At 71.3% G+C, this 22,286-nt stretch carries 16 protein-coding genes and 1 tRNA gene; 3 read left to right on the top strand and 14 right to left on the bottom strand.

Going from position 1 to position 22,286, the window contains the following annotated elements; all coding sequences use genetic code 11:
- Window positions 1-34: 34 nt before the first annotated feature.
- From BU204_RS15250 to BU204_RS15210, 9 genes are all read right to left on the bottom strand, one after another.
- On the bottom strand, window positions 35-340 hold the full coding sequence (locus tag BU204_RS15250) for a hypothetical protein (RefSeq protein ID WP_075126324.1): 306 nt from the start codon (window positions 338-340) through the stop codon (window positions 35-37).
- Window positions 341-391: 51 nt separating this feature from the next.
- On the bottom strand, window positions 392-1,030 hold the full coding sequence (locus tag BU204_RS15245) for a hypothetical protein (protein WP_075126323.1): 639 nt from the start codon (window positions 1,028-1,030) through the stop codon (window positions 392-394).
- On the bottom strand, window positions 1,023-1,457 hold the full coding sequence (locus BU204_RS15240) for an acyl-CoA thioesterase (protein WP_233160338.1): 435 nt from the start codon (window positions 1,455-1,457) through the stop codon (window positions 1,023-1,025). The genes BU204_RS15245 and BU204_RS15240 overlap by 8 nt, the downstream gene beginning before the upstream one ends.
- A complete protein-coding gene (locus BU204_RS15235) occupies window positions 1,457-6,427 on the bottom strand; it encodes an NAD-glutamate dehydrogenase (protein ID WP_075126321.1) in 4,971 nt (1,656 codons plus the stop codon). Before BU204_RS15235 ends, BU204_RS15240 begins: the two co-directional genes overlap by 1 nt.
- A 127-nt stretch (window positions 6,428-6,554) precedes the next feature.
- Complete coding sequence (locus BU204_RS15230) at window positions 6,555-10,238, bottom strand: diguanylate cyclase domain-containing protein (protein WP_143229523.1); 3,684 nt, start codon at window positions 10,236-10,238, stop codon at window positions 6,555-6,557.
- Between the two features lie 16 nt (window positions 10,239-10,254).
- Window positions 10,255-11,931, bottom strand: a complete 1,677-nt coding sequence (ettA, locus tag BU204_RS15225; RefSeq protein WP_075126319.1) for an energy-dependent translational throttle protein EttA — start codon at window positions 11,929-11,931, stop codon at window positions 10,255-10,257.
- A gap of 136 nt (window positions 11,932-12,067) precedes the next feature.
- Window positions 12,068-12,496, bottom strand: a complete 429-nt coding sequence (locus BU204_RS15220; RefSeq protein ID WP_075126318.1) for a single-stranded DNA-binding protein — start codon at window positions 12,494-12,496, stop codon at window positions 12,068-12,070.
- A gap of 174 nt (window positions 12,497-12,670) precedes the next feature.
- Window positions 12,671-14,731 (bottom strand): cytochrome c oxidase assembly protein, encoded by a 2,061-nt coding sequence (locus tag BU204_RS15215; RefSeq protein ID WP_233160337.1) that lies wholly within the window; start codon window positions 14,729-14,731, stop codon window positions 12,671-12,673.
- Window positions 14,732-14,777: 46 nt separating this feature from the next.
- Window positions 14,778-15,977: an MFS transporter gene (locus BU204_RS15210; protein WP_075126317.1), complete on the bottom strand. Its 1,200-nt coding sequence runs from the start codon at window positions 15,975-15,977 to the stop codon at window positions 14,778-14,780.
- Between the two features lie 98 nt (window positions 15,978-16,075).
- Between BU204_RS15210 and BU204_RS15205 the strand changes: the two genes are divergently transcribed.
- Both BU204_RS15205 and BU204_RS15200 read left to right on the top strand, forming a co-directional pair.
- A complete protein-coding gene (locus BU204_RS15205) occupies window positions 16,076-17,158 on the top strand; it encodes a LacI family DNA-binding transcriptional regulator (protein WP_075126316.1) in 1,083 nt (360 codons plus the stop codon).
- A 111-nt stretch (window positions 17,159-17,269) separates the two neighbouring features.
- Window positions 17,270-17,345: transfer RNA gene (locus BU204_RS15200), tRNA-Arg, on the top strand.
- Between the two features lie 147 nt (window positions 17,346-17,492).
- Here the strand turns inward: BU204_RS15200 and BU204_RS15195 are convergent.
- The gene (locus BU204_RS15195; RefSeq protein WP_075126315.1) at window positions 17,493-18,146 is read right to left on the bottom strand and encodes a TetR/AcrR family transcriptional regulator; all 654 of its coding nucleotides are present in this window, start codon (window positions 18,144-18,146) and stop codon (window positions 17,493-17,495) included.
- A gap of 125 nt (window positions 18,147-18,271) precedes the next feature.
- On the bottom strand, window positions 18,272-18,817 hold the full coding sequence (locus BU204_RS15190; protein ID WP_083661335.1) for a TetR/AcrR family transcriptional regulator: 546 nt from the start codon (window positions 18,815-18,817) through the stop codon (window positions 18,272-18,274).
- Between the two features lie 318 nt (window positions 18,818-19,135).
- Between BU204_RS15190 and BU204_RS15185 the strand changes: the two genes are divergently transcribed.
- Window positions 19,136-20,773, top strand: a complete 1,638-nt coding sequence (locus BU204_RS15185; protein WP_075126313.1) for a PEP-utilizing enzyme — start codon at window positions 19,136-19,138, stop codon at window positions 20,771-20,773.
- Window positions 20,774-20,871: 98 nt separating this feature from the next.
- On the opposite strand, the gene BU204_RS15180 is transcribed toward BU204_RS15185, so the two are convergent.
- From BU204_RS15180 to BU204_RS15170, 3 genes are all read right to left on the bottom strand, one after another.
- On the bottom strand, window positions 20,872-21,486 hold the full coding sequence (locus BU204_RS15180) for a GTP-binding protein (protein WP_075126312.1): 615 nt from the start codon (window positions 21,484-21,486) through the stop codon (window positions 20,872-20,874).
- Window positions 21,467-21,781 carry a DUF742 domain-containing protein gene (locus BU204_RS15175; RefSeq protein ID WP_332888579.1) on the bottom strand — a complete coding sequence of 105 codons (315 nt, stop codon included), beginning with the start codon at window positions 21,779-21,781 and terminating at the stop codon, window positions 21,467-21,469. Before BU204_RS15175 ends, BU204_RS15180 begins: the two co-directional genes overlap by 20 nt.
- Window positions 21,782-21,843: 62 nt before the next feature.
- Entirely contained in the window at window positions 21,844-22,281 is a 438-nt protein-coding gene (locus tag BU204_RS15170; RefSeq protein ID WP_075126310.1) for a roadblock/LC7 domain-containing protein, read from the bottom strand.
- Window positions 22,282-22,286: the final 5 nt, after the last annotated feature.

Here is a 22,286-nt window from a genome sequence, read left to right as displayed (position 1 = left end):
CACTGCTCAGAGGGCACTGCTCAGAGGGCACTGCTCAGAGGGCACTGCCGATGTCGCCGACACCGTCGGCGACATCGACCTCAGGCTCGGGCTCGGGGTCGGGCGCGGTGGCGGCTCCGGCCAGGAACGCGGCACCGGGTGCTGCGGCCCAGGCCACGTTCTTGACCGTGGCGCGGCGGCGTTCCTTGGCCGCGTGCACGGTGTCCTGCTCGGTGGGGTGCTGCAGGTGGCGGGGCCGGGCCGGGCCGTCGTCGGGCTCACGGCCCTCCCACGCGTCGTCCCGGGGCACCGTCTGGTCGAGAAAGGCCCGGGTCGGGTCCTCGTCGTCGGTGGTGGCCATGCCGCACTCCTCGCGTCGCGCCCGAACGGGCACATCGTGCCACGAAAACGGCTACACCAGGAGGGGAAGCAGCGCATGCCGGCGCCGGACGACCGCGCCGTAGCGGGCGTCGATGCGCAGCCAGGCGTCGGTCGCGGTGACCCGGACGTGTTCGTCCGCCGAGCCGCCGGACCCGAGGAAGCCCATGCCGGACATGGCGAACAGGCACCGCAGGGGGATCTTGACCTCGAGCCCGTCGCCGGCCACGGTCAGCACGTTCTGGTCGAGCAGCGAGGCGGGCGGGGTGCCGTGCGGGCCGGCGTTCTCCCGCGCCAGCTCCAGGCCCCGGTCGGCGAGCTCGGTGACGACGCTGGCCGGCAGCGACTCCACCACCTGCCAGTGCGCCTGCGGGGGCAGCGCCGAGCGCCACTGCAGGTCGAGCACGGGACCGGGGTCGATCCGGTCACCGCGCGACACGGCGAGCGCGGCCAGCAGTTCGTTGCCCGACACCGTCACGTCGGCCGGCTCGACCCGGCCCCGGACCGTCCTGGTCGCCAGCACGTCGAACGGCGTCGCGACCCAGGAGTCGATCATGCCGCCCTCCCGGTTGCGCAGGCGCACCACCGTCGAGGCGTCCAGCCGGACCGCGCGGGCGACGAACGCACCGAGGTCGTCCCGCTCCGACTGCTCGGAGAACTCAAGCTCAGGCACCGTTGCTCCCACTGCGCCAGGCGGCGAGGAAGTCCTTCTCCGCCTCGGACATCCGGCGTGGCCGGCCGCTCGCGAGGTCGTAGGGCACCAGCAACGTCTCGGCGGTGACCGCGACCGGGTCGTCGACCGAGGGTCCGGTGTGAACCTCGTAGTCCATGGTGAAGGCCGCGTGGCGCATCTCGCGAACCGACAGCGAGATCCGGACGACGCCGCCGTTGGCCACCAGCGGGGCGTGGTAGTCCACCACGATCCGGGCCACCACGACGCCCTTCGCGATGTGCTCGGCACCAGCGTGCCGGGCGGACTCGCCGAAGAGCAGGGCGATCCGGGCCTCCTCCAGCAGGGTCACCGTGTTGGCATGGTTCACATGCCCGTACACGTCCATGTCCGACCAGCGCGGCCGAACCTCCGTTATGAACACGCCCACTAGCGGACCATACTGCGCACCTGCCGGGCGGCGACCGACAGTGTGGCCAGATCGAGCCGCTCCACCCGGTGGATCTCCTCCAGCGACGCGCGCGACCTCGCGATGCGCGACGCGTTGGCGTGCTCCCAGTTCGCGATCTTCTCCTCGGCGGTGGTGCCGGGGTCGCTCTGGCGCAGCACGTCCAGCGTGATCGCCCGCAGCGACGAGTACAGGTCGTCGCGCAGGGCGAGCCGGGCCAGCGCGTGCCACCGGTTGCCGCGTTCCAGCGCGCTGATCGAGGTGAGCATCGCGTCGATGTTGAGGTGGTCGGACAGCGCGTAGTACAGCTCGGCCGTCTCCCGAGGGCTGCGGTCGGTCTCCAGGCCGGCGTCGCGCTCGGCGAGCTCGGAGACCTCGGTGATGTCCAGCAGCGAGTAGCGGTTGAGCAGCGAGGCTGTGCGTGCCGCCAGGTCGGCCGGGACGCCCTGGGCCACCAGCTCCTCGGCATGCCGCTCGGTCACCGCGCGCTCGGAGCCGCGCAGCAGCGACCCGACGACCGGCGCGAGCTCGACGACCACCTTGTGGAAGCGGTTGATCTCCGCGCCCACCGCGAGCGGCTGCGGACGGTTGGACAGCAGCCACCGGGAGGCGCGGTCCAGCAGCCGTCTGCTCTCCAGCACCATGCCGTCGGCGACGTCCGTGGGTACCACGTTGTCCAGCGCCCGGATGTCCCGCCACAGCTTCTTGAGGTCGTAGATCGTCGTCGCCGCGGTGAACGCGCGGACCGCGTCGGTGGCCGTCGCGTTCATCTCCTCGGCGAGCCGGAACGCGTAGGACACGCCGCCGCCGTCGACCACCTCGTTCACCACGAGCGTGGTGGTGATCTGGCGGCGCAGCGGATGCCGGCCGATCGCGTCGGAGAAGGTCTCGCGCAGCTGGGTCGGGAAGTACTCGGGCAGCCGGCGGGCGAACACGTCCGCCTCTGGCAGCTCGCTGGCCAGCACCTCCTCCTTGAGCGACAGCTTCACGTGCGCGAGCAGCGACGCGAGCTCGGGCGAGGTGAGGCCGAGGCCGGCCTTGTCCATCTCGCGGAACCGCGCCTTGGACGGCAACGCCTCCAGGTCGCGGTCCAGACCGGCCCGCTCCTCCAGGTGGGCGACCAGGCGGGCCAGGACGGTCAGCATGGGCACCGCGTGCGCCCGGCTCACCCCGAGTACCGCGTTCTGGCTGTAGTTGTCGGCGAGCACCAGGTCGGCGACCTCGTCGGTCATCGCCACCAGCAGCTCGTTGCGCTGCTCCTCGTCGAGCGCGCCCTGGAGCACCAGCTGGTCGAGCAGGATCTTGATGTTGACCTCGTGGTCGGAGCAGTCCACGCCCGCCGAGTTGTCCAGCGCGTCGGTGTTGACCTTGCCGCCCTGCCTGGCGAACTCGATCCGGCCCCGTTGGGTGAGGCCGAGGTTCCCGCCCTCGCCGACCACCTTCACCCGCAGGTCGGCCCCGTTGACCCGAACCGCGTCGTTGGCCTTGTCGCCGACCTCCACGTTGCTCTCGGTCGTGGCCTTGACGTAGGTGCCGATGCCCCCGTTCCACAGCAGGTCGACCTCGGCCAGCAGGATCGCCCTCATCAGCTCGGGCGGGGAGAGCTTGGTCGTCCCCTCGGGAAGGCCGAGCGCGACCCGGGCCTGCTCGCTGACCGGGATCGACTTGAGCGTCCGGGGCCAGACCCCGCCGCCCTCGCTGATCAGCTCACGGTCGTAGTCGTCCCAGGTGGAGCGGGGCAGCTCGAACAGCCGGCGCCGCTCGGCGAAGGAGGCGGCCGGGTCCGGGTCGGGGTCGATGAACACGTGCATGTGGTTGAACGCGGCGACCAGGCGGATGTGCTCGGAGAGCAGCATGCCGTTGCCGAACACGTCGCCGGCCATGTCGCCGATCCCGACGACGGTGAAGTCCTCGGTCTGGGTGTCCTTGCCCAGCTCGCGGAAGTGCCGCTTGACGCTCTCCCAGGCGCCGCGGGCGGTGATGCCCATGGCCTTGTGGTCGTAGCCGACCGAACCGCCGGACGCGAACGCGTCGCCGAGCCAGAAGCCGTAGCTCGCCGCGACCTCGTTGGCGATGTCGGAGAACGTGGCGGTGCCCTTGTCCGCGGCGACCACCAGGTAGGAGTCGTCGCCGTCGTAGCGGACCACGTCCTTGGCCGGCAGCACCTCGCCGGCGCGGAGGTTGTCGGTCAGGTCGAGCAGGCCGGAGATGAACATCCGGTAGCAGGCGATGCCCTCGGCGAGCTGCGCCTCCCGGTCCGGGCCGGGCGAGCCGGTCGGCGCGGGTGGGCGCTTGACCACGAACCCGCCCTTGGCGCCGACCGGCACGATGACCGCGTTCTTCACCGCCTGCGCCTTGACCAGCCCGAGGATCTCGGTGCGGAAGTCCTCGCGGCGGTCCGACCAGCGCAGCCCGCCGCGCGCGACGGGGCCGAACCGCAGGTGCACGCCCTCGACGCGTGGCGAGTAGACGAAGATCTCGAACTTGGGCCGCGGCTCGGGCAGGTCGGGGACCAGGCCGGGGTCGAGCTTCACCGCGAGGTAGGGCCGAGGTCGGCCCTCGCTGTCCTGGACGTGGTAGTTGGTACGCAGGGTGGCGCTGATGAGGGTGAGGAAGCTGCGCAGGATGCGGTCCGCGTCGAGGCTGGTGACCTCGTCGATCATCGCGGTGATCCGGTTGATCTGCTCGTCGGCGGCCTCGCGGCGCCGCTGCTCGGGCATGCCGGGGTCGAAGCGCGTCTCGAACAGCTCGACCAGCGCTGTGGCCACCTCGGTGTGGCCGAGCACCGCGTCCTCGATGTACTCGGTGGAGTAGGGCGTGCCGGCCTGGCGGAGGTAGCGGGCGTAGGTGCGGAGCAGGCTGGCCTGGCGCCAGCTCAGCCCGCCACGCAGGACCAGGGAGTTGAACCGGTCCGACTCGGCCTCGCCGCGCCAGATCGCGCCGAACGCCTTCTCGAACTCGGTGCGCAGCTCCGCCCGCTCCTCGGCGGAGAGCCCCTCGACGACGGCAGGGTCGATCCGCAGGCCGAAGTCGTAGATCCACCACTGGCCGCCGTCCGCACGGCGCAGGTCGTACGGGCGCTCGTCGACGACCTCGACGCCCATCTGCTGCAGGACCGGCAGGACCTGGGAGAGGGTGACGCCCTCGCCCGCGAGGTAGAGCTTGAACCGCCGCTCCCCCGGCACGCTGTGCGGAGGCTCGTAGAAGGAGAGGTCCATGTCGCCGGTGTGGCGCAAGGCCTCGAGCCGGCGGAGGTCGGCGAGCGCCGCGGTGGCGTCGAAGTCCTCCTTGTACGCCTCGGGGAACACGTCGGCGAAGCGCTGGCCCTGCTCGGTGGCCGACTCGGCGCCGATCGTGACCGTGCGGTCGTCGGTGGCGCCGGTGAGCAGCTCCCGCTGCTCGGCGAAGACGGCCTCGACGAGCTTGTCGTCCCAGGTGCGGACGGCCTCGGTCATCCTGGCCTGGATGTGGGCGACGTCCGGCTCGATCGCGCGTTCCGGGTCGGCGGTGTGCACGGTGAAGTGCACCTGTGCGAGCGCGGTCTCCCCGATGCGGGTGGAGAACTCGAGGTTGCGCCCGCCCAGCTCGTCGATGAGGACCTCCTGCATGGCCAGGCGGGAGGTCGTCGTGTAGCGGTCGCGCGGGAGAAAGACGAGGCAGGAGTAGAACCGGCCGTAGGGGTCGCGGCGCAGGAACAGGCGCAGCCGGCGGCGGTCGGCGAGGGCGATGACGCCGGTGGTGGTCTGGTAGAGCGACTCGGTGCTGGTGGAGAACAGCTCGGACCGCGGCCAGTTCTGGATGACCTCCAGCATCTTCTGGCCGGTGTAGGAGCTGATCGGGAAGCCGGCGAGGTGGATGACCTCCCGGACCCGGCGGCCGACGACGGGGATGTCGAGGACGTCCTCGTGCAGGGCGGTGATCGTGAAGACGCCGAGGAAGCGGTGCTCGCCGGTCACCTGACCGTCGGTGTCGAACGTCTTCACACCGATGTAGTACGGGTAGACCGACCGGTGGACGGTCGAGGGCTCGCTGGCCTCGGTGAGCACGAGCAGGTCGGCGGAGAGCGCGTGGCTCGCCGCGTCGGGGGAGGCGGGCAGGTGCCGCTCGGCGAGGCTGTCGCGGCGGAGCACGCCGAGACCGCTGGCGAGGGAGGCGCGCAGGGCGGGGGGGTCGCCGGCGCGGAGCTCGTAGTGGCGGTAGCCGAGGAAGGTGAAGTGGCCGTCGGCGAGCCAGCGGAGCAGGGCGGCGCCTTCGAGGCACTGGGCCTGGTCGACCGGCTGCTCCTGCTCGAGCTCGTCGGCGAGGGCGCGTGCGGTGCCCTCCATCTTCGCGGTGTCCTCGACGACCTCGCGGACGTCGTTGAGCACGCCGAGCAGGCCGCCCTCGATGTCCCGGCCGCGGTCGGCGTCGGTGATGAGGTCGACCTCGATCGACATCCAGGACTCGGCGAGCGCGTCTGCCGGGGGGTCGTCGGCCTCGGCGCTGGGCAGGAGGTCCCGCAGCCCGCCGATGGCGTCCCGCCGGACGACGACGATCGGGTGGACGACGCGGTGGACCTGCAGGTTGCTGCGGACGAGCTCGGCCGAGACGGACTCGACGAGGTAGGGCATGTCGTCGGTGACGATCTGGACGACGGTGCCGACCGTGGACCAGCCGTCGTTGGACGCGGCGGGGTTGAACACGCGGACGGCGGGACGTCCGGGCACCCGCCGCTCGGCCAACCGACGGTGACTGCGCACAGCGCCCACAAGATCGACCGGATCGTGGTCGATGACCTCTTCGGGTGGGATGTAGCGGTAGTAGAGGCGGATGAGGTCCGCGATGTCCGGGGCGGCGGCAGCGGCCCGCTCGATCAGCTCGTCCCGAGTCTGCTCCGGGGACTCCTGTCCCTCGGCGGCGTCGGTCCTGGGTCCGGGTGATTCCGAGGACGTCCGGGTTCCGGTCGAGGTCATCTACGCGACTCCACGATTGGCGGCACGTCGGTGTGCCACAGGTATGCACACCCTAAACTGATCAACTGGTCGGCCCACGCTGCAGGAGCCACTGAATCGTGCACAGATTAACGAGGACGCGGCGCCCTCATTCGGGTGACCGATGCCGGCCCGAAGCGGGCGGCTGGTAAGGCCAGTCGAGCAGGCGGTCGAACGAGGCGAGGTCCGCTTCGGCGGAGGGGGTGGGCGGCTGCGCGTCGTGGTCGTCGCGCGCGGTCTCCTGGTAGGCGGCGAGCGCGTCGGCGAGCAGCCCGGCGATGGCGGTGGAGGAGCGTTCGCCGCGGCGCCGGGGCCGGGGGCTGGGTGTCGGCGGATCCACCGGTTCGCCGAAAGGTGCTTCCTGGCCCGTGGTCCCCGGGTACGCGCCGAGGTGGGGGACGACGGTGGGATCACCGGGCGGCTGCGACCCTGGTTCGCCGGGTGGCGGCGGCCCCGGTTCGCCGGGTGGCGGCGACCCCGGTTCGCCCGGTGGCCTCGAACCTGGTTCGCCCGGTGGCCAGGCCCCGGGGTCGTTCGGTGGGGTCGGGACGGGCTCCGGTGGAGGGGGTTCGGGCACCTCGGCGGGGCTGGGTGGTTCGGGGACTTCGCTTGGTTCGGGCGGCGCGGGGACGGAGAGGGCGAGCCCGTAGCGAGGGGTCTGGTCGTCGCCGGGCCGAGCGGGCGCTGGCAGGGCGACCGGTGTGCCGGGTGCGGGGAACGACCACCGGCCGCTGGAGGCGGGTTCGCCTCGTGAGGGCTCCGCAGCGGTGTCCCCTCCGGAGGATTCCGGAGTGACGGCTGGGCTGCGCGGCTCGACAGGGGCGTCGGGCGCTCCGGCTTCGAGCGCGGACATCAACCGCGCCAGTTCGGCTCGCGTCTCCTCGTAGGAGGAGCGGTACCCCTCCTCCACCGCCTCCACCGCGGCAGCCTCGCGGGGCGACGACACCGGCGGTGGGTAGGCCTCGCCGGCGGCAGCCGTGGGCTCCGGAGCCCCGGACGCGGGCAACGCGGTGTCGCTCCGCTCGGAGCTGAACGGTGCGCTTCCGGGCGTGGGGAAGCCGGCGGTCCCGCCCTCTCCCGCTCCCGAAGCGCGGGTGTCCGCTGGGTGCGGCCGCGGGCTGGAAGCCAACCCCGGTGTTGGAGAGCCGGCTCCGGCAGTACCCGGGTCGGAGCCGTGAGCGTCAGCGAGTTCAGTGGTCAGCCCGCTGCCGGACGCGCCCGGGCCGAAGTCGCCGAACGCATCGGCGGCCGTGCCGGGCGCGGCTGGCGTCGAGGTGGGGCTTCCTGTCGTCGGCTGCCCGGTCGGGTTGTCGGCCGCCGCGCCATGGTCGGCGGTGTGGGCGGCGGGCGCGTCAGATCCCCGGCTCGCACGGAAGCCGGGAGCGTCGGTGCCGGTGAAGCCGGCGAATCCGAGCGGCGGGGTCGGCGGGTCCTGCCTCGAGGTGTCCGGCGGCCAGCTCGTCCCCGGAACCGGGAACACGCCCGACGAGCTGTGCCTGGCCCTGCTGGGCTGGTGCTGGCCGGGCGTGGAGCCTTCGGTGCCGGGCACGGGCTGCGCCGGCGACGGGGTCCCAGCTTCACGGGTGTCCGGGGCGTGGGCATCGGTGGGCTCTGCCGGGGTCTGGCTCGCGTGGGAGGGCTGGGATGACGGCGGTTGTGGCCACTGCCCGCTCCGTTCGGAGGGCGATCCCCCGCCGGCGGGTGAACCCGCGAACGAGGAGTTGGCGGAGATGGCGCCGCTGTCGGTCGAGGATGGCGCGGGGGGTGGGCTCGACGGGTCGAGGGCCGGCATGCCGTGGGCGGGTGTCGCGTGCCGCGGAGCTGTGGGGGAACCGGGTGGGGTGGAGGGCGCGGGCGAGTGGGGAGAGTCGGACGGCGCGGGTGGGCGGGGGGAGCCGGTGGGCGGGTGCGTGGTGCCGGCCGGTGTGGGCTGGCCGTCTCCGGAGCTGGAGAGCTTGGGGAAGGTGCCGGTCTCCGCGCGGCGGCGGCCGCCGCTGCCTTCGGGGATGCTCAGGGAGCTGATGATCGAACGGCCGATGCGGAGCGTGTCGCCGACGTCCTGGAGGTCGGCCAGGGCCTGGGCGGTCAGGGCCGTCACGTCGACCGGCTGGGTGCGGTCGGACGGATGCCGGACGGGCTCGGCCTTGCTGAGCGCGTCGCGGGCGGCGTTCAGCAGGGCGTTGGCGTCGACCGACGCGGCGTCCGGGTTGGACTGGACGACGCCCGTGGTGATGCTCCTGGCGTTGGCCGTCGCCAGCCAGTTGGACTCGATCGCCGTCTCGCGGAGGGACTTGGCGAACTCCTCGGCCTGGTCGCGGGTGGTGTGCGGCAGGAGCACGGCCAGCTCGGTGCCGTCGGAGCGGGCGAGTTCGGCATGGGCGGGCGCCAGGTCGCGCACCCGTCGGGCGAGCTCGACGAGGTTGACGCCGTTGGCTCCCGCACGCTCCCCGGCCTCGGCGAGGCGCACCAGCGTCAGGGCGACAGGTCGCTCGCCGTTGCGCACCGTGCTCAGCCGGCGGACCAGGCCAGCGCTGTTGAGCAGCCCCGTCACCCCGTCGGTCTCCGGTGGCCGTTCCACCACGGCCGGTGTGGGGAGGGCCTGCACGGGGGCCATCGCCGGGGCGACCGGCTGCGTCACCCGCTGGACGACCTGGCGCAGCAGCGCGCTGGCCGCCGACACGTCCCACTCCGCGGGGGAGCCGACCTCGGTGAGTACGCGCCGGGCGGCCCGGGCGCTGGCGCGCAGCCTGCGCTGCTCGGCGGCACGGGCGGTGCGCAGCCACTCGAGGGCGTCTGTCGTGTGGCCGGCGCGCTCGTCGAGTTGGGACACCACGGTCAGCGTCTCGGCGAGCAGGTTGTCCAGTCCGTGCCGTTCCGCCACCCACACCGCCTGGTCGAGCAGGCCGCGGCCGCGCTCGACCCGTCCGCGGGGCAGGTGGATCCGCGTCGACACGGCCAGCATCAGCTGCCCGACCGCCGCCGCCGACGTCGCCCGCACCGGCTCGTCGAGCAACGGCAGCGACGCCGCCTCGGCCTCGCCCAGGTCGCCCTCGTCCAGCAGGGCGGAGACGAGCTCGAGCACCAGCTGCGCGCGGAGGCGGGCGGTCTCCGGGCGGCCGCCCCGCAGCCGGTTCAGCTGGCCGAGACCCTCACGCGCCGCCTCGGCCGCGTCCTCGGTGTCGCCGTACCAACGGTGGTAGGCGGCCGTCCGCACGGACAGCCGAGCACGCTCCATGCGCCGCGCGTCCGGGCTGAGCGCCTCGTCCGAGGCGAGCAGCCGGTCGGCCTCGGCGAGCGCGTCCTCCACGTCGTCACGCCGGCCGACATGGGCGGTGCACCCGACGAGCCGGGCGAGCGCCGTCGCCCGCACCGAGGGCTCCGACTGCGCGGCCTCCAGCACCGGCCGCAACAACGCGCAGCCCAGCAGGGGCTCACCCACCTCGCGCGCGCACGCGGCGAGGTCGAGCCGCACCGACGTGGCGAGCTCGGCCATGCCCTCCCCCTCGGCGAGGGTGAGGGCGGCGAAGGCCGGCTCGACCGCGTCGATGTAGTGGCTCACCCGAACGAGACCGGCGGCCAGCACCGCCCGTGCTCGCATGGCCAGGACCAGGGCTCGGCCGTCGCCGTGGTCGACGCCGTCGGAGCCCGACGCGTCGGCGAGCACCGAGAGCGCCCGGCGAGCGAGTTGGACGGCCAGCTCCGGGGCGCTGAAACGCAACGCCTCGGCCGAGCGGACGAGTGCGGAGCACTCGCCAAGCCCGCCGGCCGCCGGCGAGTCGTCCCAGGCCGCCACCACCGGAACCCCCAACCTAGTCCCGGGTGAGCTTGCGATATGTCACCCGGTGCGGACGTGCGGCTTCCTCACCGAGACGCTCGATCTTGTTCTTCTCGTACCCTTCGAAGTTGCCCTCGAACCAGAACCACTTGGCGGGGTTCTCGTCCGTGCCTTCCCACGCGAGGATATGGGTCGCGACCCGATCCAGGAACCACCGGTCGTGGGAGATCACCACGGCACAGCCGGGGAACTGCTCGAGGGCGTTCTCCAGCGAACCGAGGGTCTCCACGTCGAGGTCGTTGGTCGGCTCGTCGAGCAGGATCAGGTTGCCGCCCTGCTTGAGGGTGAGCGCCAGGTTGAGCCGGTTGCGCTCGCCACCGGAGAGCACCCCGGACGGCTTCTGCTGGTCCGCGCCCTTGAACCCGAACGCGCTGACGTACGCGCGGGAGGGCATCTCGACCTGACCGACGTGGATGTAGTCCAGCCCTTCCGACACCACCTCCCAGACGTTCTTCTTGGGGTCGATACCGCCCCGCTCCTGGTCCACGTACGACAGCTTGACCGTGTCGCCGATCTTGACCGAGCCGCTGTCCGGCTCCTCGAGGCCGACGATCGTCTTGAACAGCGTCGTCTTGCCGACCCCGTTCGGCCCGATCACGCCGATGATGCCGTTGCGGGGAAGGCTGAACGACAGGCCGTCGATCAGCACCCGGTCGCCGAACCCCTTGCGCAGGTTCTCGACGTCGACGACCACGTTGCCCAGCCGGGGCCCCGGCGGGATCTGGATCTCCTCGAAGTCGAGCTTGCGGGTGCGCTCGGCCTCCGCCGCCATCTCCTCGTAGCGGTCGAGACGTGCACGGGACTTGGTCTGCCGGGCCTTGGCGTTGGACCGCACCCAGGCCAGCTCGTCCTTGAGCCGCTTCTGCAGCTTCTGGTCCTTCTTGCCCTGGACCGCCAACCGCTCGGCCTTCTTCTCGAGGTAGGTCGAGTAGTTGCCCTCGTAGGGGTGAGCTCGTCCGCGGTCGAGCTCCATGATCCACTGCGAGAGGTTGTCCAGGAAGTACCGGTCGTGGGTGACGGCCAGGACCGCACCGGGGTACTGCGCCAGGTGCTGCTCGAGCCAGAGCACGCTCTCCGCGTCCAGGTGGTTGGTCGGCTCGTCCAGCAACAACAGGTCGGGCTTGGACAGCAGGAGCTTGCACAGGGCCACCCGGCGGCGCTCGCCACCGGAGAGCACCTTCACGTCCGCCTCCGGCGGCGGGCACCGCAGCGCGTCCATGGCCTGCTCGAGCTGGGAGTCCAGGTCCCAGGCGTCGGCGTGGTCGAGGTCCTCCTGGAGTTTGCCCATCTCCTCCATGAGCTCGTCGGAGTAGTCGGTCGCCATCTTCTCGGCGATCTCGTTGAAGCGGTCAAGCTTCTGCTTGATCTCGCCGACACCCTCCTCGACGTTGCCGAGGACGGTCTTGTCTTCGTTGAGCGGCGGCTCCTGCTGCAGGATGCCGACGGTGTACCCGGGGGACAGGAACGCCTCGCCGTTGTTGGGCTGGTCCAATCCGGCCATGATCTTGAGCACGCTGGACTTGCCGGCGCCGTTGGGACCCACCACCCCGATCTTCGCTCCGGGGTAGAACGCGATGGTCACATCGTCAAGGATGACCTTGTCCCCGTGCGCCTTGCGCACCTTCTTCATGGTGTAGATGAACTCGGCCATGGCCGCGATCGTAGAGCGGTCCGCTCTGGGCCGTGACCGCGGTGTGGCACAACAAGGCGGACGATCTTCCCCCGATCGTCGCCACGGAGGTTATACCCGCCGCTCGGAGCGGTGGAGCACCCCCGGGGTACCCCCCTTACGCCGCGCGCTGGGAGACCACCTCCTCCCCCGGCGTTCCACTACTGCTCGGCGGCGCCATGGGCCGGGGCGGCCGGTCCACCACCACCGAACACCACGCCAGGTCCGGCCCCAGTGCCCGGGCGTCGAGCTCGGCCGCGCTCCGGCGCTCGCCGTTCTCGGTCGAGTACTCGCGGATGTAGAACCGCCCGGTCACCAGGACGCTGTCGCCCCTGACCAGGGAGGCCGCCACCCCCTCGGCCATCCTGCGGTAGGCGTTGACCGTGACGAAGACGCGTTCGCCGTCGACCCACTCCTGGGCCTCGCGGTCGAACCGACGCTCCACGGCCATCAGCCGGAAGCTGGTCTTGAGGTCCCCGTTCGGGAAGGTGTGCCTGGTGGGCTCGGTGACAACGCGGCCGGCCACGGTCAGGTGGGTCTCGAACATCGCTGCTCCTTCGGCTGGTGCGGGTGGGCGTATGACTCCACCCTGCCGGGCCGAGGAGGGGTGTGGGGTGGGAGAGACGCTGGCTGTGGACAAGTGGCGGAGTTGTGGACAGGTGGGGGTTGGGAGCGTTCTCACGAGGGGCTATGTCGGGGAGGTGTGCTACCGCGTGAGCGGTCAGGTGCTCTCGCCGCGCGTGCCGGCCTGCTCCTGGTCGGTGTCGTCCCGACCAGCCCTGTCCGCCGCCTCGCCACCGGACAGCGTGGCCAGCATCGCGTTGTACGCGGCCCGGTCGGCGTCCCCGTCGTCGTCGGCCCGGCGGTCGTTGCGGCGCGCCTCGCGGTCGTCGGCCCTGGCCCACTGCACCAGCAGCGCCACCAGCACCAGCAGCAGCGGAACCTCGCCGGCGGCCCAGGCGATTCCGCCACCGAGGCTTTGGTCGGCGAGCAGGTCCGGGACCCACGCCAGGCTGAGCTGCCGGTAGAAGTCCTCGCCGACCACGGTCTGCATGCTCATCATGATCACGCCGAAGAACGCGTGGAACGGCAGCGAGGCGAACACCATCCCCAGCCGTCCGACGTGCGGCAGCCGTCGCGGGGAGGGGTCGACGCCGATCACCGGCCAGTAGAAGAGGTAGCCGACGATCAGGAAGTGGGCGTTCATCAGCAGGTGTGCCCAGTGCTTCTCCAGGGCGGCGTCGAACAACCCAGAGAAGTACAGAACGTAGAAGGAGCCCACGAACAGGACCAGCGCGACCACCGGATGGGTGAGGAGCTTCGACACCGGTGAGCGCACCGCCGCCAGCAGCCATTCCCGCGGACCGGGTGAACCGTCCCGCCCGGCCACCGGCAGGGCACGCAGCGCGAGCGTCACCGGGGCACCCAGCACCAGCAGCACCGGCGCGAGCATGGACAGCAGCATGTGCGCTTCCATGTGGACGCTGAACATGGCCGGCGCGTAGCGGCCGATCCCCGAGGACGTCGCGAACAGCACGACCAGGCAACCGCACAGCCAGGCGACGACCCGCCCGACCGGCCACGCGTCCCCCCGGGCGCGCAGCCGGCGCACCCCGAGCAGGTAGAGGACCGCGAGCGTGATCGCGAGCGTCCCGAAGACGAGGTCGAAGCGCCAGTCCGTGAGCAGCGTCCAAAACGTGGGCGGCCCGTCCAGCGGGTAGCCGAGCCGCATCTCGACCGCGCCAGGCTGGTAGTCCAGGCCCGGTGGTTGCGTCCGAGCGAGCGCGGCCGCGATGCCGATGGTCAGGAACATCACCAGCACCTCGACCGCGGCCAGGCGCACCAGCGAGCTGCCCGACCCCCCGGCCACGATCGTGGCAACGGTCTTCTGGCGGTGCACGAAGCCGAACACGCCGAGCACGACCAGTGCGGCGGTCTTCGCGAGAACGAGCAGCCCGTACTCGGCGGTGAACAGGTCGGCGACGGGCAGGCGGACCCAGGCGTTGAGCGTGCCGGAGGCCGCCATGACGATCCAGCAGACCAGGGCTGTCGCGGAGAACCGGGTGGCGGCCAGCCGAAGGGCGGGGCCGCTGGGAATCCGTCGACCGAAGACGAGCAACGCGACCAGTCCGCCCACCCAGAGCGACGCGGCGACCAGATGGAACAGCAGGCTGTTCGTCGCCAGGTCGTGCTGGCCGCCGCTGGAGGAGTGCCCCGTCACGGCGACCGGGGTGAGGCCGAACAGCGCGACGCCGAACAGGACGACGGTGCTGCCCCACGAGAGGGCGAACCGGGTCCCGACCGCGACCACCATCGCGACCAGGGCCGTGATCAGCCACGCCTTGGCCTGCTCGATTATCTCGAGCAGCGTGATCAGCGTGTCGGCGTTGAGCACCTGCGAGACCGGCTTGTTGATGGCGTCGGCCTCCGTGAACACCACCGCCGCGAGGGAGGCCAGACACCAGAGGACGGCCGCCAGCCCGGCGACGCGGAGCGCCGCGTAACCGTTGACGTCGAGGATCCCGGACCGCTGCGGAGCCACCATGAACGCGGCGAACAGCAGCGAGCCGATGGTGAGGACCATGCCGATCTCGGCGAGCACCCGGACGACGGTGAGGCCGTACAGGTTGACCGCACCCGAGTCGCCGGCGGTGACCGAGAGCAGGGCGACGGCGGCCAGCACGGCGAGCAGGACGCCGATGACGATCAGCGGCAGCAGGCCGGCTGTGGCACCGGAACGGGGTGCCGCAGGGGCCTTCTGCGGCGAACTGTCGACGGACACCCTTTCGAGGGTAGTCACCGGGTGACGAGCACGGACGGTCGCTCACCTATTCGACCAGGGCGGGCTCCCGGTCCCGTGACTCGGCGTCCTCGCGGCGCCGGGCCGCGGCCGCCGCGAGGGCGACCGGAGCGATCAACGCGGCGATGACCCCGGCGAAGCCGATCGCCACCTCGAGGTTGGCGAGGTGCGCCACCGCCCCGATCATCGGCGGCCCGACCAGGAAGCCGCTGTAGGCGATGGTCGTGACGAAGGCGATCTCGTGCTCGCCCCCGGTTCCGTCACCCCGGCGCCCGACCGCGCCGGCGAGGTTCAACGCGATCGGGAAGGCGAAGGCCAGACCGCCCCCGGCGAGCGCGAAGCCGACGAAGGCGAGCGGGGCACCGGGCACGACCGCGGTGAGCAGCAGCCCGAAGGCCGCCGCGAGCGAGCCGGCGACCAGGAGCCGCTCGGGGCTCCACCGGCGTTCTGCCTGCTCACCAAGCAGTCGCACGATCGCCATCGCCACGCAGAACACGGAGAACGTGACCGCCGCGGCGCCCTCGCCCATCCCGCGCTCCCGGACGGCGAACAGGGCCGACCAGTCGCCGCTCGCGCCCTCGACGATTGCCGAGCACAGGGCGATCATGCCGAGCAGCCACAACACCGGACGACGAAGCATCCGGCGGTCGGTCGTGTCCTCCGCCGCGGACTCGGTGACGCGCTCCTCGCGCGGCACGTTCCTGATGGTCACGAGATTCACGGCGACGATGAGCCCGGAGACGACGAGGAAGTGCGGGAGCAGGCCGATCCGGTGCGCCGCGGCGAAGGCGGCACCCAACGACCCGACCAGCGCACCGATGCTGAACCCGGCGTGGAAGACCGGCATCAGCGGCCGTTCGGTGCGGCGAACGACGGTGACCGCCGCGATGTTCATCGAGACGTCGAAGGTGCCCACCGTGGCGCCGACCAGGACGAGCGCGAGACCGAGCTGCAGCGGCGAGCCGACCGTCCCCATGACCGGCAGCGCGACCGTCGTGGCCAGCACCGACACGAGAAGGAGCGCGCGTGCGCCGAAGCGGGCACACCAGCGCCCGGCCATCGACGCGGCCGCGATCATGCCCACGCTCCCGCCGAGGAGGGCGAGGCCGAGCTCGCCCTCGTTCGCACCGATCTGCGCGGTGAACGCTGGCATCCGCGGCGCCCACGAGCCAAGGACCACGCCGTTCAGCGCGAAGATGACGAACACCGACCAACGTTCCGCTCGCACCCCTGGCCTCCCTCCGGAGCCCCTCCGCCCGAGGGTAACTGAAGCGCTTCAGACACCGCTACGCCAGGAGGCCCGCCGAACGGTCCTAGGCTTGCCCGGTGAGCCAGGACCGGGCGCGGAGACCCACCCTGGACACCGTCGCCCGCGAGGTCGGGGTGTCCAGGGCGACGGTGTCGAACGCCTACAACCGGCCCGACCAGCTCTCCCCGCAGCTGCGCGAGCGGATCATCGCGACGGCCAGGAAGCTCGGCTACGCCGGACCGGACCCGGTCGCGCGGTCCCTGGCCACCCAGCGCAGCGGCTCGGTGGCGTTCATGCTGTGCGAGGGTCTGTCCTCGGCGTTCTCCGACCTGGCACTGTGCATCATGCTGGACGCCCTGGCGTCCACAGTAGACAGCGGTGACCGGTCGCTGCTGCTGCTGCCCGGGATCGGCGACGGCGGACCCCGCGCGGAAAGCGTGATCCGCGCCCAGACCGATGTCGTCGTCGCGTACTCGCTACCGGACGACGCGCCGGCTCTGCGGGCCGCACAGGAGCGCAAGCTGCCCCTGGTGATCGTCGACCAGCCGGTGGTGCCGGGCTCGGCGCGGGTGCAGGTGGACGACTACGGGGGCGCGCTGCTCGCCGGCAGGCACCTGGTCGAGCTCGGTCACCAGCGGGTGGCCGTCCTCGGCCTGAGCCTCAGCGCGAACGGCCAGGGAGGGTTGGCGACGCCCGCCCGGCTTCGCGAGGCCCACTTCCGCGTCACGCTCGACCGGTACGCGGGATATCTCGAGGGGCTGGCCGAGGGCGGTATCGTCGCCGAGCAGGTGCCGCTCTGGGAGGCGCCGGGCAACACCCGGGAGTTCGGCAGGGAGGGCACCACGTGGCTGTTGACGCAGCACCCGAGACCGACGGCGGTGCTCTGCATGTCCGACGAGCTGGCCCTGGGAGCGCTGCGGGCGGCCGACGAGCTGGGGCTGGCGGTGCCCGGGGAGGTGTCGATCGTGGGTTTCGATGACACCCCCGCGGCGAGCTGGGGAACGCCGTCGCTGACCACCGTGCGCCAGGACCTGGTGGAGAAGGGCAGACAGGCCGGCACGCTGGCCCTGCGGATGCTCGACGGATCGAGACCGGGCAAACCGGTGACCGTGGGCGTGGAACTGCAGGTCCGAGCCTCGACAGGCCCGGCGCCGCGATAGCCCGACGCAAATCACATCAGCGATCTGAGCAGATTCGGAAACGGCGGAGCGCTCCCGAGCGATCAGATCCAGGGGCAGCAGTCTGCCGAACCGGCAGCGGCGGCCCTGCATGCCCTCGTAGCTCAGCGGAGAGAGCAGGAGCCTTCTAAGCTCTGGGTCGCAGGTTCGAGTCCTGCCGGGGGCGCCATCGTGGCCGGCCAGGAGGGTTGATCGAGTTCGCGTGCTTGATCAACACTACCGTTGGTCGACCTCTCGGTTCGACCACGGGCATCGTGTTCCGGGGCGTCGGGGGCTGGGGCGGCAATGAGACCGACCCACCCACCACGGGTCCGCGCTACAGCGCGCCCTCCACGGGTACCGGTGGCGAGGGCATCCACCGTGCGCGTTGTTGCTCGACCGCGGTGTCGATGGCCTGCAGGATGCTCGCGATGACGAGGTCGTAGATCTGGTCGGCGTCCAGCCCGCGCTCGGCCGCGGCCTTCGCCAGGGCCGGATACTCCTCGGCGGCACTCTCCTCCGGGCCGCCGCTCTGGGTCTCGTGCAGGGCGCTGCTGATGGCGAACGCCGCGAGCGCGTCGAGCAGGGGCATCACCACGGCACTCGGGACGCCGTCGCCCATGAGGCGGGCGGCGGAGGCGTCCAGCAGGCGCGCACCCAGGCCGTGTGACCGGGCCCTGACGACGACCGGCAGCAACGCGGGGTGGGCGAGCAGAGCGCGACGCAGGCTACGCGCGTTCTCCGGCAGCCACTGACGCCAGGACGCGCCGGGCTCGCCGACGCCGCGCACCTCCGCCAGCGCCAGCTCCACCGCGCCGAAAACGATGTCCTCCTTGCTGCTGAAGTGGTGGTAGAGCGAGGCGCCGTTGACACCCAGCGCGGTCGCGAGGCGCCGGATACTCAGCGCGTCGAGTCCGTCGCTGTCGATGATCTCGAGAGCGACCTCGAGCGCTGTGCGCCGCGAGATCAACGGGACCTTGGGCCTGACCACGTCGTCACTATAAACACTGCTGTTCAGTGCGGCGGCCGCTCGAAATTTACGCTGGCGTCAATTACGTGTCGTTCGCGCCGCCGCGAAGCGGCTGGTGAGAGGGTCCGGACGGCGACTGGGCCCCCTCACCAGAGAGTGCCGGAAATCAACCGGGAAAATTGGTCCACTACCTCTTCCAATTGTTCATGTGTGCCAACGAAGCCGGCATACAAAGTCATTCCCCACAACACCGCGACGATCATTTCCGTCACGGCCGGAATGTCGACCTCCGCGCGCACCTCGCCCGCCTCGACGGCGGACCGCAGCGCCAGGCGCACGAACTCGCGAACCTGCTCGATCTGCTCCAGGGTGCTGTCGCGGAGACCCTCGTGCCGGTACCCGTCGAGCACCGACGCGGCCATGAACCGCGCGAACGACCGGTCCCGCGAGTCGATCTGGACGGCGGCCTCGAGGAACGCCGACAGCCGTCCCGGAAGGGTCTGCTGCGCGACCGCCTGTTCCACGCTGGCGCCGACCACACCCTCCTGCACGGACTCGAACAGCGCCCGGTACAGCGCCGCCTTGTCCCGGAAGTAGTGGTTGACCGCGGGCCTCGTGAGGCCAGCCCTGGTCGCGATCTCCTGAAACGTGGTGCGCTCGTAGCCCAGCTCGCTGAACACCTGACGGGCCACCCGGAGAATTTCCTGGCGGGTGTCCGCGCCGGCGGACCTGGGCGGCCTGCCTCTTCGACGCTTGTCCGCCACGATCCCAGCCGCCTTCCCATGCCACCGGGCCTCAGCCTAACAAGATCGCCCCGCTGACCTGGATCGATGGCGCAGAGTTAGTCCCCTCGTAACCATGCGTTGCTGGATTTGTCGCTCGCGCCGACGCGCGGCGAGTGCGTCTCAGATTTTCGTCGCCCGCAAGCTCTTCTCGCCCCTTACGTGTCGATCACGCAGCGGACTACGATCCGTCAGTCCCCCGTAACCAAACGCTGATAGGTGTCGCACATGCTCTCTCCCACACCAGGATCCGACCCGCTCGACAACGCGGCGTGCGATCCCGGCGTGACCTGGACCACCGGCAACGTCGCCGAAGCGTTCCCCGGAGTCTCCACGGCGCTCGGCTTCACCTTCATCCACCGGCCGATGGAGCTGGCGTTCCGCAAGATGTTCCGGAGCATGGGGGTGTTCGGCAAGGCCGCGCTCGCGGTACCCGAGCGCATCGAGGACCAGTTCTGGACCGCCTTCGCCGGCCGCGCCGCGGCCAACATCAACCAGTTCCGCACGGTCGCCGGCTTCATCCCCGGCACCTCGGCGACCGCCATCGAGCAGCAGCTGTTCGGTTACGTGCGGGAAGGCACCGTCGACGAGAACTCGATGCGCCGGTACCCGATCATCGGGGTGAAGGCGCCGCGCGCCGTCATCACCCTGCCCAAGCGGCACGACCGCATGTTCGCCGAGCTCCGCGAGTGGCGCCTGCGAACCCTGCCCGAGATCGCCGGCCAGACCGCCGCCGACAACCTGGCTGTCCTGCGCGACGCCCGGGAGCGCTTCCAGCAGATCATGATCCTCCACCTGCTGACGACGTTCGTCAGCTCGGGAGTGGCCGACCGACTCACCGCCATGGTCACCGCCGCTAAGGTGCCCGGCCTGGAGTCCCGGCTGCTGTCGGGCGTGGGCTCGGACGAGAACGAGGTCGCCCACGACCTCTGGCTGCTCGCGCACGAGCGCCTCGACCTGGCGACCTTCCTGGACCGGCACGGCTACCACGGCCCGCACGAGGGCCAGCTGCACAGCACCTCGTGGCGGGAGGACCCGGCGCCGATCCTCGCCCGCCTCGAGGACTACCGCGCGGTGTCCGAGGACGACCCGAAGGCGCCCCGCAACCGCAGTGCCGAGCAGACCCGGGTCCGGCACGCGGCGGCCGAAGAGCTCAAGAAGGCCGTGTCCCCGCTCCAGCGCCGGTCGATCAAGCTGCTGACCAACCTCGCGGCCCGCTTTCTCGCGCTGCGCGAACAGGGCAAGGCCGGGTACCTCCTCACGTTCGACGTCGCCCGCGCCGCTGCCCGGCGGGTCGGGGCGGACCTGGCGCAGCGAGGGCTCCTGGACGACGCCGCGGACGTCTTCCACCTCACTTACGACGAGCTGATGTCCGGCGACGCGCCCGACCGCGAACTCGTCCGGCAGCGGCGCGCCCAGTACGAGGACCGGTTGCGCTACCGGCTCCCCCAGGCGTGGGCCGGGTTGCCCGAGCTGATCGAGATCGGCGGTGAGGCCGCGGCGGACGCCCCGGCGGGCACCACGATCACCGGTGTCGCGGCCAGCGGCGGCGTCGTCGAGGGACGCGCCCGGGTGGTCCGCGACCCGGCGGCCACCGAGCTGGACGACGGCGACATCCTCGTCTGCGAGACGACCGACCCCAGCTGGGTTTCGCTGTTCCTGGTCGCCGGGGCAGTGGTCACCGACTTCGGCGGTCTGCTCAGCCACGGTCCGATCGTCGCCAGGGAGCTTGGCCTGCCGTGTGTGTGCGGGACGGAGGATGGCAGCCGCCGCATCCGGGACGGCCAGCGGATCCGCGTCGACGGCGACCGCGGCGTGGTAGAGGTCCTCTCCCCCGTCCAGCCGACGGAGCCCGCCACCCGGTGATCACCCCCGCGCCCCCGCCGGTCGCCGGCGGGGGCGCGGGCTCGCCTACGCGACGCGGGCGCGCTGAACAGTCGGCCAGGCGCACCGCCCCGGCGGGGTCACCACCTCCCGGCGGCCGCTCCAGCCGTCGCGAGGGCCATGACGTGCTCCAACAGGCGCACGAGGACATGCTTGCTCGAGGTGCGGTCGCGCGCGTCGCACATCTGCACCGGCACGTTGTCGTCGAGGTCGAGCGCCTGGCGCACCTCTTCCTCGTCGTAGACCTCCGCTCCGTCGAAGCAGTTCACCGCGACGATGAACGGGATCTGCCGCGACTCGAAGAAGTCGATCGACCCGAAGGAGTCGCCGAGGCGCCGCGTGTCGACCAGTACGACCGCGCCGATGGCACCGACCGACAGCTCCTTCCACATGAACCAGAAGCGGTCCTGCCCCGGCGTACCGAACAGGTAGAGCACCACCTCGGAGTTGATCGTGATCCGGCCGAAGTCCAGCGCCACCGTCGTCGTGGTCTTGCGCTCGACGCCGGTCAGGTCGTCAACCCCGGCCCCGATCGCGGACAGCCGCTCCTCGGTGCGCAGGGGCTTGATCTCGCTCACCGCCGTGACCAGGGTCGTCTTGCCGACCCCGAACCCGCCCGCGATGAGCAGCTTGACCGCCCGCACCCCGGCCAGGCCAGGAGAGCCGGCGGATTGGTCAGAGTTTTCGAACACCATCGAGCACCGCCTGCAGCAGTTTGATGTCGGGCCTGCCCGAGGTGGGCGGAGGCGGCGACCGGTAAATGAGGTGGCCGGAACTGATGAGATCGCTGACGAGCACCTTCACCGCCGCAAGCAACAGGCCCATCTTGGCCGAGATCTCCGCGACGGAGAGTGGCTGGCGTGAACACATCCGCAGGATGTCGCCGTACTCCCGGTCCAGCCCGGCGACATCCGCCTCCGGACGCACGGCGACAACCAGCGTGATGATGTCGAGGTCGTGCAGGTCCCTTCCGGCCCGCCCGCGGGTCACCGCGAACGGGCGGATGAGGGGTCCTGGATCGAGCTCGAAGTACCCGTCGTCCCTGCCGTGTTTCATGGTGCGTGTGGAACGGGCATCTCCGTGAGCCTCCCCCGCGGGGTCGCCGCCATGTTGTCGCCGACCTTCTGGACGATCACGTTCATCTCGTAGGCGATCATGCCGAGGTCGGCGTTGGCCGACGCCAGCAGTGCGAGGCACGCGCCCTCGCCTGCCTCGGTCACCACGAGGTAGCCGTCCTCGAGCTCGACGACCGTCTGCTGGACAAGTCCCTTGTCGAACTGCGTGCCCACCCCGCGGGCCAGGCTCCGGAACGCCGACGCCATCGCCGCGAGGTGTTCGCCGTCTTCCCGGTCGAGGCTCGCGGACCGGCCCAGCAGCAGGCCGTCAGCGGACAACGCGGCCGCTCTCTCGGCCCCAGCCAGGCGCTTCACCATGTCGTCGAGCAACCAGTTCAGGCTGCTCGCGTTGCCCCTGACCACGTTTTCGTTCATTGCCT

The organism is Actinophytocola xanthii, assembly GCF_001921205.1.
GTDB classification, from domain to species: Bacteria; Actinomycetota; Actinomycetes; order Mycobacteriales; family Pseudonocardiaceae; genus Actinophytocola; species Actinophytocola xanthii.
The sequence above is the reverse complement of the archived record's forward strand: the minus strand, read 5'-3'. Positions and strand labels throughout refer to the sequence as shown.

Excerpts from the sequence above, each read along its gene's own strand:
- BU204_RS15250 (WP_075126324.1), bottom strand. The coding sequence starts at position 340 with ATGGCCACCACCGACGACGAGGACCCGACCCGGGCCTTTCTCGACCAG.
- BU204_RS15235 (WP_075126321.1), bottom strand. The coding sequence starts at position 6,427 with ATGACCTCGACCGGAACCCGGACGTCCTCGGAATCACCCGGACCCAGG.
- ettA (WP_075126319.1), bottom strand. The coding sequence starts at position 11,931 with ATGGCCGAGTTCATCTACACCATGAAGAAGGTGCGCAAGGCGCACGGG.
- BU204_RS15220 (WP_075126318.1), bottom strand. The coding sequence starts at position 12,496 with ATGTTCGAGACCCACCTGACCGTGGCCGGCCGCGTTGTCACCGAGCCC.
- BU204_RS15185 (WP_075126313.1), top strand. The coding sequence starts at position 19,136 with ATGCTCTCTCCCACACCAGGATCCGACCCGCTCGACAACGCGGCGTGC.
- BU204_RS15180 (WP_075126312.1), bottom strand. The coding sequence starts at position 21,486 with ATGGTGTTCGAAAACTCTGACCAATCCGCCGGCTCTCCTGGCCTGGCC.
- BU204_RS15170 (WP_075126310.1), bottom strand. The coding sequence starts at position 22,281 with ATGAACGAAAACGTGGTCAGGGGCAACGCGAGCAGCCTGAACTGGTTG.